This is a genomic window from Halomonas marinisediminis, from assembly GCF_004347715.1.
GTDB classification, from domain to species: Bacteria; Pseudomonadota; Gammaproteobacteria; order Pseudomonadales; family Halomonadaceae; genus Halomonas; species Halomonas icarae.
Genome location: NZ_SLTR01000294.1, coordinates 1 through 292 on the forward strand (window position 1 = coordinate 1; position 292 = coordinate 292).

1 protein-coding gene is annotated in these 292 nt (G+C 61.0%); it reads left to right on the forward strand.

Annotation, left to right across the window (positions count from 1 at the left end; translation table 11 throughout):
- A partial coding sequence (gene rplD, locus E0702_RS16755) for a 50S ribosomal protein L4 (protein WP_132045693.1) occupies positions 1 to 262 on the forward strand: 262 nt, incomplete at its 5' end.
- Positions 263 to 292: the final 30 nt, after the last annotated feature.

Below are 292 nucleotides of genomic sequence, written 5' to 3' on the forward strand. Positions count from 1 at the left end.
AGGCGAGCTTGTGGTGATCGACATGGCGACCTCCGAAGGCAAGACCGCAACCCTGGCCAAGCAAATCAAGAACCTGGGCTGGAAGCGGGCGCTTGTGATCGACGGGGCGCAGGTGGATGCGGGCTTCGCCAAGGCCGCGGCCAATATCGACACGCTCGATGTGCTGCCGTCCATGGGCGCAAACGTCTATGACATCCTCAAGCGCGACACGCTGGTGTTGACGAAGGCGGGTGTCGAAGCACTGGAGGCACGACTGAAATGACCGCCAAAGCACAGCATTACGACGTGATCC